Consider the following 9,075-nt stretch of genomic DNA (forward strand, 5'->3'; position numbering starts at 1 on the left):
ACGCGGCTAGAAAGGGGAAAACCGGATGGAGGACGCCGTGCAAGTCCGACGTCAAAGTTACAGTTGACGGGTTGCATTGCCCAGACGCGCGGATATCGCCGCGTCGAGCGCGCGGATTTCGGTTGTGAGCTGCAGTGCGGAGGCCGCGGCGGCGTCGCCGTCGAAAAACTTCTTTGAAACCGCAACGTTTCCAACCGGGTCTGAATGGACCACGGCGGGAAAGGCCGCAACGGCCGCGCCCAAGGCGGCGCCGGGTAGCACGGCGGACCAAAGCGCCGGAAACCTTAGCGCGAGCCAGTGCACAACCACGGAAATTTCCTTGCGGTGAATGAAATCCACGACGACTGCGGGACGGGCACCATTGTTCTTTCCTACCAGTGCCTCGGCTTTGGCGTGAGCACCTCCGCCAGTGGGACTGGCGGGCATGATCCCGCCGACGTGATGCAATTCACCCAGAGTCGCTACCGGTGCGAGCGTGGTTCGCGGTGCGCCCGGTCCGTCAACATGACCCACAACAGTGTTAGCGCCGTTCCATCCAACGGACCCAGCCAGGGCGCTATCCACGTCGATTGCCTGAGGGTGCCAGAACATCTCGCCTACCGTGAAGTGGCCGCGCTCGGCAAGATCGAGCAGAATGAGGTTAATCAGAAAGGCTCTGATGTTTCGTGCCGGTTCGGCAATAAACATGGCGCAGACGAAAACCGGCAGCGAATGCTGCAGCCTGGAATAGTCGGTACTCATCGCAGGTGCGGCACCACTCAGTAATGCGCGTATTGCCTGTATCACGGCAGGTTGGCGCGTTGCGTCATTCCAGCTTAGAGGAAGCGGCAAAGGCGCGGCCACGCCACCTTGTTTGGCCTCTCTGGCCCAAGCGGCATTCTGAGGGAAAACTTCTTGCGGAGCGCGCATGATCTGTGCGCCAACTCGATACGTTGGCGCTACGCTCGCATTAAAGGCGACCTCCGGAGCAGGGACGCCCTGCCGCCAGACCGGGCCCACATCGCTGAAATAGAGATCGTGAACGATGTCCCGCATAATAAGTCGGCCTGCTACAGCAAAATACTGAATTGCCTTATTCGCCTTGACGTGACACGCAAGCTCGAACCAATGCTGAATGTTGAGCGGCCGCCAGGGATTCGCAGCGGTCCCAGCGCCCTGACAGGTTATATGCCCCGAGAGTAGAACTTTTCTGTTGCAATATTTTTGTACTATTCGCAATAGATCGAGCCCGTCGATCACAACGTCTTTACCTGATAGTTGAGTCAGGTGTGCAAGGTCAGTGTACAAATCGCGTCCCCTCGAAGTTTGGAATAAGCATGACAGACCGGCTGGAAATCAAGCTCCTCCTGAGCCACGAGACTGCATTGGCCCAGACACCGTAAATGTCTTCACGCATTCATTGGCTACGCAAAATGCATTGTTTATGACGAGGCCGGCTATCGGCCATATGCACGAATTGCGTATTCACGGCAGTTGTCGCAGTGGAGTTGTCTGAGTATCGCATTCGGCCGGCTTTGTGGCGAGGCCATAAATCACTCAAGAATTTCCTTTAATAGCCGATATCGAATCTGGGTGTTTCTATTGAAATGGAGTCGGCCGCATGCGTCTGCCTTTTGTCCGATATTCATCTGGCAGCCGGGCATATCGTGGATTACGCTTTCTTCTGCCGCGCGACGTTAAGGCGTGGCCGGCTCAGGAAGTCACCATTGCGCGGCCCTTCGTGAACTCCTTTTTGCACGTGTGCGCCGGCACTGAGCAAAAAATAGCTGCCTGGTTTGCCGGGTCCCGCACAGGTTGCCGTATTCAAACGCCGCGTGTCTGGTTCGTTTGAGCATGCATGTGTTGCTGGAGGGCGATGTGATGCGCGTATTGCTTGTCGACGATCACGAACTCTTCAGAGCCGGTCTCGCACTGCTAATCAAAGAGCTTTTCCCGGATGTCGAACTGTTGCATGCGAATACGTTGTCGCTCGGCGTCAATCTCGCGATCGCCGAGCATCCGGACATCGTTTTTCTGGATCTCGAACTTCCCGATGGCCACGGTTGCGACGCGCTGATCCAGTTAAAAGACGCACGCCCGTCCTTGCCCGTGGTCGTGGTATCGGCCGACGAAAGCGTGGAGTCTGTCGGTCGATGCCTCGAATTGCGCGCCATGGGCTACGTGCCGAAATCGTCTTCGCCCGAGGCGCTGCATGCCGCGATCGTTGCGGTACTCTCGGGCGGTGTTTTCCTGCCCGCAGCGAGCATCGTCGGGCTGAAACGCGCCGCAGGCACAGACGAGTCACAGGCATGCCGATCAGACAAAGCGCAACCCAACGATCGCGTCGAACCCTGGAATGCTCCGGGACTCGGACTCACGCCGCGCGAGTTCGAAACGCTCGCGTGGCTCGTGCGCGGTCTGCCTTCCAAAGCCATCGCGTCGAAGATGGGACTCGAAGATATTACGGTGCGCAAATACATCAGTCATCTGCTCGCGCATTTCAACCTGCGGCGCCGCACGGAACTCATCGTGATGCTGGCGGAGAAGGGCATTACGCTCGGGACGCTTTCAGTGCCTCATGGTCCGCGAGAGCGGGATTGATCTTTCGCTGAGCGCTCACGTACCGGCTGATCTCCACCAGCAGGTCGATGGGCGCGGAGGACTTGCGCAATAGCACGAACGGTTCGGGGAAATCGCGAAGGACCTGATCGGACAGCAGTTCGCCGGTGATAAACGCCACGGGAATCACGCCCGCCCACGCGAAATGACGCCTGATCCGCTCGGCCACCTCCTTGCCGGTGGCTCCGTCGCGCAGACGGATATCGGCGACGATCAGATCGGGAATGCGGCTGTCGTCGGCGAGCATGGCTTCGAATCCGGCCATCGACTCGGCGGCGTGCACGAGCGCGCCCGCGCTCGAGAAAAGACGTCTCAGGCCTTCGAGGACCGTAGGTTCATCGTCGCACAGAAGCATGAACGTGCCAGTGAGATCGGGCGTGTAAACGTCGCCATCCAGAGCCTTTGCGCCGACGGGCGGGGTCGACGCCGAAACCGCCGCGTAAAGGGAAAAGCGCGAGCCGCGACCTTCCACGGAAGCGAAGCTCATGCTGTGTCCCGGCAGAATATGAATCGCACGATGCACGATCGACAGCCCCAGTCCCAGCCCTTTCGAACGGTCGCGTCCCGGGTTGTCGATCTGATAGTACTCGGAGAAGATCGCATCCCGATGGCTAGCCGCAATGCCGATGCCCGTATCCCATACGTCGACGCGCAGCCGTTCATTCAGTTGCACCCAGCCAAGCACGACGCCGCCCGATGGCGTGTTCTTGATCGCGTTCGATATGAGATTCGATAAGGACCGCTTGAAGAGCGACCGGTCGGTCGCGATGGAGGGCGGGGCGCGTCGCCGCCCGGCGATTCTCAGTCCGATGCCGCGCAACCGGGCCGTCTCCCGGTATTGCTCGAAGACTTCGGTCAACAGGCCGAGGGTATCGACCGGTACGACACGGGGAACATATGAGCCCAGTTCGCTGTAGTCCTGAATGTCCTTGAACATGTCGAGGATGTCGGACGCGGTCTCCTCGATGACGTCGAGGTCGCGATCCACGGCGTGGCCGTCCCTGATCCTCGTGCGGGCGCTGCGGATGAAAAGGTTGATTGCGGCGAGAGGCTGCTGGATATCGTGATACGCCGACGAAAAGAATCGCTCTTTCTCCTTGACCAGTTCCTGCATGCGTCTGTTCTGCTCGATGACGGCGCGCGACGCGGCTTCCACGCGTGCCTTGGCGGCGCGCAAAGTGCGCCGGTACATGAATTCGCGCCTCGCGGCACGTTCCAGCGGGATGCTGAGCAGCACGCCGACAACCGACATCATCGGCAGCATGGTGGCGTGCGCGGCCACCGACTCCACGCGCATTTCGACGCTCCCGCCGGCAGGTTTGAAATAAAGCATGATCAGATAGCTGACGACGCAAATCCCGATCAGCCAGGCCGCCGTGATCACCCGAAGCCGAAAGGCCATGAATATCAGGAAGAGGCAAAACAGGAGCACCGGATAGACTTCCCGCCAGCCAAGGTCGCCCGGATAGAACTGCAGCATTCTCAGGCAACTGAACCAGCAACTGAGCGTCCAGACAGCAAGGAGCCGGACGGCCCAACCTTCATCGAGTGCGCGCGGAGTCCAGAACAGCACGGGAATGGTCATTCCGATCGCTGCCGCGACTCTCAGGAGAATCAGTTCGTTGTGGTGCAGATGGGCGGGGTCGAGTGCGTCTAACCGGTAGAAGTCGCGGATGGAAAAGACGATCCATAACGCGGTGAAGATCGTGATGGCGAGCCGCCGCTGTGCGGAGAACCGCCGCGCGTAGTCGCACCGGAACGCGCGCTCCTGAGCCGGTGAGCTGAACCTGCGCACCCTGAGGCCTGACGATCTCATGACGACGCCGATCAGGAAGTTCGCCGTCCGGGGATAGGGCAGCGTGCAATTCAAACAGAATAGCAGCCCGGCATCCGAAGTTATACCTACAAATGTAGCGTTCTGGATGCGCCTGCCAGATCGGGAACGCCTACATCTTTCCTTGCACGATTGCTGCGCCCACCTACCTACGTGGGTAGCGACGCCGTCCGCGCCGACCGAGAATCGGTATGACAGCAACGGCAAACGAGAGTCGACATGTTTTCGTCATTGTCATTCGCCTCGCTGCGCCGTCCTCTCCCGGGTTGTTATTCGCATGGTTTCTGTTCTCGATGCACTCCGGGTTTGTCTCGTCCCGTCGCAACCGGACGTTGCGGCAACGTTAGTTAAAAGAGGTTCTTATGAAAACAGTTTTACTTCTGGCTGGTGGATTACTTTGCACGTGCGCCTGGCACGCCAATGCGCAGACCGCCGGCGCCAATCCGACGACTACGGCGCAGCCCAGCGCGGACAGCGCGGAAGGCCCGGACACCTCGGGAAGCTCCGTGTCCGGCGCTCCTGCCGCGCTCCATGGCAAAACCCGCGCGGAGGTCTACCAAGACCTCGTGCGCTCGCAGAAGAGCGGCGAGGCAGCGGCGATGCAAGCGTTTTACAACGGCAGTTGAGTTCGCCCCGGTCATGCGGTCGGGACTGCGCGTGAGAAGCGACGAACTATCGGCGGGCGCGGACTCGGCGCGCCCGCGCCTGATCGATTGAGCCGGTCCTAGTAGCTGACAGTTGCGTCATATGACGAACAGAATGTCATAGCCGGCATCGATCTGGTCAGGCAATTTGAAATGGTCAAACAGCGTGCCGACCAGCAAAGAAGGCGCGGGCCTCGATGCGCCCCACGCCGTCTCCCGAAAGCCGCTTCAAACCTTGACGACAGAAGCCTGATAAATCTCGTCGACGGCTTTCTCGAGCGCTGCGTCAAACTCGCTGTCATTCATCGATTTCTTGAGCTCGTTGATCAGCGCCCTCGAAAAGCTGGCGATCATGCCGTGATTCGACGCGAGCCGTTGACACGCGTCGGCGCGCGTGTAGCCTCCGGACAGCGCCACCACCCGTGCGACACGCGGGTGTTCGATCAGCGGACGATAGAAGTCCGCCACATCGGGGATGGTCAGCTTGAGCATCACGCGGCGGCTATCCGGCAACGCGTCGAGACCTTTGATCAGTTCGGCGCGCAAGGTGGCTTCCGCGCCGGGCTTGTCCGGACTCTTGATTGAAACCTCGGGTTCGAGGATCGGCAGCAGGCCGTGCGCGTCGATCTGCGCCGCCAGTTCGAACTGTTGCTCGACGATCGCAGCGATCCCGTTTTGCGAATTCAGATTGATCACCGACCGCATCTTCGTGCCGCAGATGCCGAGCTTGACGGCCCGCGCGAGCAGATCGTCCAGGCCGGGAATCGGCTTCATCAACTGAACACCGTCGGCTTCGGCTTGCAGACCCTTGTCGACCTTCAGGAACGGTACGACGCCGCGCTCTTCCCACAGGAAGGCCGGAACGGGTTTGCCCTGAGCCTGTCCGTCCATGGTCGCTTCGAACAGGATGGCGCCGATGATCTTGTCCCCCGTAAAGGCGGGCGCCGTGATGATGCGCACGCGCATCTCGTGTATCAGTTTGAACATCTCGGCGTCGCCGTTATAGGCTGTCTCCGGAATGCCGTAGAGCCGCAGTGCGCCAGGGGTCGATCCGCCGCTCTGGTCCAGGGCGGCAAAAAATCCCTGTTTTTCACAAACTTGCGCCAGCATCTTTTCATTAGCCACGATCGTCTCCCTCTCTTTCACAGTGGAATTTCGAACCAGCACGTCCGCTCGCGACGCGTCGAGTTGCATACGGTCAGTGTCACGATGTTAATGCAAATGTGAGATTTGACGAAAAAATGGTCGCGGCGCGGCCGGTTGCCTTGCTCCGGCTTTCTTTCGGCACGGCGTTCAGGCGATCGACGCCGCAGATGCTGCGGCTGTGGCGCGCTGCGATGAGCGCGCCGTTCGAGAGAGAAGAATCATGTCGTTTTCGTAGCGACCGACATGCAAACATTATTTATCGACGAGAACTGTCTCGCCTTGCATACGTTGATTCCCATCCACCTCCGAGCACCTTGCACAGCGTGATGAGGTTCGCGTCAGCGTCGGCCTTGCTCTGTTCAAGATTGCTCTGCGCATCGAGCAACTGCTTCTGCACATTCAGCACATCGAGGAAATCCACCGCGCCTGCCTTGTACCGTTGCTGCGCAATCGACAGTGCGCGCTGGTTCAGACTCACAACCGTTTTCAGCCGGTCGCGCCGCCGCTGTTCAGCGTCGTAGACGACCAGCGCGTCGTCCACTTCACGCCATGCCTGAAGCACGGTGTGCTGGTAGACAATCGCCGCTTCCTGCTGCTGCGCCTCGCGCAGATGAAGCGTGCCCTTCAGGCGTCCGCCTTCGAATATCGGCAGCGTGATCGACGGTCCGACAACAAACTGGCCGGACGCCCAGTTGGCGAGATTCGACAGTTGCAGGCTCTGGAACCCGGCGCTGCCGTTCAGCGAAATGCGCGGATAGAAGTCGGCCTTCGCCATGCCGATCGTCGCGGTCGCTGCATGCAGCTGGGCCTCCGCTTTCCGGATATCGGGCCGGCGCTGCACCAGTTCCGACGGAACACCGATCGGCACCTGATCGGGCAACGCCGGCACGTCGCGCGGCTCGGCGAGCATCTGCTGCAACGCGCCCGGCTCTTTCGCCAGCAGCACGCCAATCGCATTGATCGTGGTCGTGTTGCGCGATTCGAGCGTCGGGATCAGGCTCTCGATCGACTCCGCCTGAGCCATCGCGTTGGCCACATCGAGGTCCGTCGTGACGCCTTCATGCACCCGGTTTTGCGTGAGCTTCGTGGCGTCGTGAGCGATGTCGAGGTTCTGTTTCGCGATCTGCAGCAGGGCCTGCGTGTCGCGTAACTGGATGTAGTCGCGCGCGAGTTCGGCGCGGGCGGACAGCAGGATCGCGTTACGGTCCTCGTACGACGCATCGGAGAGCGCCGATGCGGCCTCGACACCGCGTCGCACGCGGCCCCAGAAGTCGAGTTCCCATGACGCGTCGAAGCCGAACTGGTAAAGATCGTAAGCGGGCGAGCCTTTGGCGCCCGGCAACGGCGCGACACCGAGCGGCGCGCTGCCCGAGGCCGACTGCGTCTGACTTCCCGTCGGCGTGACGCCAAGCAGCGAGAGGATGCCGTTCGGACTGCCGCGCTCGCGGTTATACGAGGCGGCGCCGTTGAGCGTCGGATATTCTTCAGCGCCGGCAATGCGCTGTTGCGCCCGGCTTTGCCGCAGACGCGCCGACGCGGCCGCCACATCGAGATTCGCCTCGGTCAGCTGCTGTTCCAGCGAGTCCAGTACCGGATCGTTGAACAGCGTCCACCATTGCGGTGTGAATCCGGATTCGACGGCCTTGCTTGCGGCCTGCGCGGTCTGGGTGCGGTTGAATACGTCGGGCGTGGCCGTCTGCGGAGGTTCGAAGTTCGGGCCCACCAGACAGCCCGTGAGCATCGAGCACAGCAGCAGCGCGAGCGCCGGTGCGCGCAGTGAGAGGTTGCGCGTGTTCATTTCGCGTCCGCTCCCGCGATCCGCATATCGGCGCGCCTGCCGACGGCGACCTCCGTTTCGACCGACAACCCGACGCTCAATGCAGCCGCGGCCTCCTGTCCGTGATCGATGGTGATCCTGACCGGCACGCGCTGGACGATCTTGGTGAAGTTACCCGTTGCGTTGTCGGGTGCGATAGGCGCGAAGCTCACGCCTGTAGCAGGCGCAAGACTGTCGACGTGTCCGCGGATCACCACGCCCGGAAAACTGTCGACCTTGATACGGACCGTGTCGCCGGGGCGCATCCTGGCAAGCTGGTTCTCCTGAAAGTTAGCCACGATATAGGCCTCCGACAGCGGGACGATCGCGAGCAGGGGCGCGCCGGTCGTCACGAATGCGCCCACGCGTGCCGAACGCCGTCCGACCTTGCCGTCGATGGGCGCGTGGATCTCCGTATACGACAGGTTGAGTTTCGCCTGCTCAAAGGCGGCTTCGGCATGCGCCAGCGCACCCGCCGCCTTGTCGCGCTGCGTCTTCAGAACGTCGAGGTTCTGCACGGTCGCCACCAGTGCGGCGCGGTTGCGCGCCTGCTGCGCGAGTTCCTCAGCCAGCGCGCTCGCCGCGTGCTGCTGCTCCTGTGTGGTTCCCGCACCGGTCTCCGAAAGATTGCGGTAGCGCGCGGCATTCGCACGCGCAAACTCGAGCGTCGCATCATCCGCGCGCAACGTGGCACGCGCCTGATCGACGAGCGCGGGCTGCCGCGCGATCTCGGCCTCGTAGTTTGCAACCGATGCTCTGGCTGCCGCCACGTCCGCTTCGGAACTCATCAACGCGGCACGAAAGTCGCGGTCATCGATACGAACCAGTAATTGCCCCGCCTTGACCTGCTGGTTATCTTCGACAAGCACTTCGGACACCTGACCCGCGACACGCGGCGCGACCAGTGTGAAATCGGCCGTCACATAGGCATCGTTCGTAGTCTCGCTGGTCGAGCCGGAAAACAGCCAGATACAGGCCAGCACAGCGACGCCGAGTATCACCGCATACGCAGCAAGACGGATCGTTCTGGGAGAAAG

At 61.0% G+C, this 9,075-nt stretch carries 7 protein-coding genes; 2 read left to right on the forward strand and 5 right to left on the reverse strand.

Features of this window, described 5'->3' with window-relative positions; translation table 11 throughout:
- Nucleotides 1–57 precede the first annotated feature (57 nt).
- Complete coding sequence (locus ACFSNN_RS23465; RefSeq protein ID WP_377689153.1) at nt 58–1,239, reverse strand: hypothetical protein; 1,182 nt, start codon at nt 1,237–1,239, stop codon at nt 58–60.
- 621 nt (nt 1,240–1,860) lie between these two features.
- Here ACFSNN_RS23465 and ACFSNN_RS23470 point away from each other — a divergent pair.
- On the forward strand, nt 1,861–2,580 hold the full coding sequence (locus ACFSNN_RS23470) for a response regulator (protein ID WP_166799218.1): 720 nt from the start codon (nt 1,861–1,863) through the stop codon (nt 2,578–2,580).
- On the opposite strand, the gene ACFSNN_RS23475 is transcribed toward ACFSNN_RS23470, so the two are convergent.
- A complete protein-coding gene (locus tag ACFSNN_RS23475) occupies nt 2,531–4,639 on the reverse strand; it encodes a hybrid sensor histidine kinase/response regulator (protein ID WP_377765615.1) in 2,109 nt (702 codons plus the stop codon). The two genes, ACFSNN_RS23470 and ACFSNN_RS23475, sit on opposite strands and share 50 nt — an antisense overlap.
- A 155-nt stretch (nt 4,640–4,794) precedes the next feature.
- On the opposite strand from ACFSNN_RS23475, the gene ACFSNN_RS23480 reads away from it, so the two are divergent.
- Complete coding sequence (locus ACFSNN_RS23480; RefSeq protein ID WP_134455959.1) at nt 4,795–5,058, forward strand: hypothetical protein; 264 nt, start codon at nt 4,795–4,797, stop codon at nt 5,056–5,058.
- A 246-nt stretch (nt 5,059–5,304) separates the two neighbouring features.
- On the opposite strand, the gene ACFSNN_RS23485 is transcribed toward ACFSNN_RS23480, so the two are convergent.
- The 3 genes from ACFSNN_RS23485 to ACFSNN_RS23495 all read right to left on the reverse strand — a co-directional run.
- Nucleotides 5,305–6,201 carry a fructose bisphosphate aldolase gene (locus ACFSNN_RS23485; RefSeq protein ID WP_377688748.1) on the reverse strand — a complete coding sequence of 299 codons (897 nt, stop codon included), beginning with the start codon at nt 6,199–6,201 and terminating at the stop codon, nt 5,305–5,307.
- 277 nt (nt 6,202–6,478) lie between these two features.
- Nucleotides 6,479–8,020 (reverse strand): efflux transporter outer membrane subunit, encoded by a 1,542-nt coding sequence (locus tag ACFSNN_RS23490; protein WP_134455960.1) that lies wholly within the window; start codon nt 8,018–8,020, stop codon nt 6,479–6,481.
- Nucleotides 8,017–9,075, reverse strand: a 1,059-nt coding sequence (locus ACFSNN_RS23495; RefSeq protein ID WP_377779193.1) for an HlyD family secretion protein, incomplete at its 5' end; no start/stop codon positions are given. The genes ACFSNN_RS23490 and ACFSNN_RS23495, both read right to left, overlap by 4 nt.

The organism is Paraburkholderia dipogonis (genome assembly GCF_042680985.1).
Lineage (GTDB): Bacteria > Pseudomonadota > Gammaproteobacteria > Burkholderiales > Burkholderiaceae > Paraburkholderia > Paraburkholderia phytofirmans.

What these genes read in the sequence shown, in the direction of transcription:
- ACFSNN_RS23490 (WP_134455960.1), bottom strand. Translation starts at nt 8,020, where the DNA reads ATGAACACGCGCAACCTCTCACTGCGCGCACCGGCGCTCGCGCTGCTG.
- ACFSNN_RS23480 (WP_134455959.1), top strand. Translation starts at nt 4,795, where the DNA reads ATGAAAACAGTTTTACTTCTGGCTGGTGGATTACTTTGCACGTGCGCC.
- ACFSNN_RS23470 (WP_166799218.1), top strand. Translation starts at nt 1,861, where the DNA reads ATGCGCGTATTGCTTGTCGACGATCACGAACTCTTCAGAGCCGGTCTC.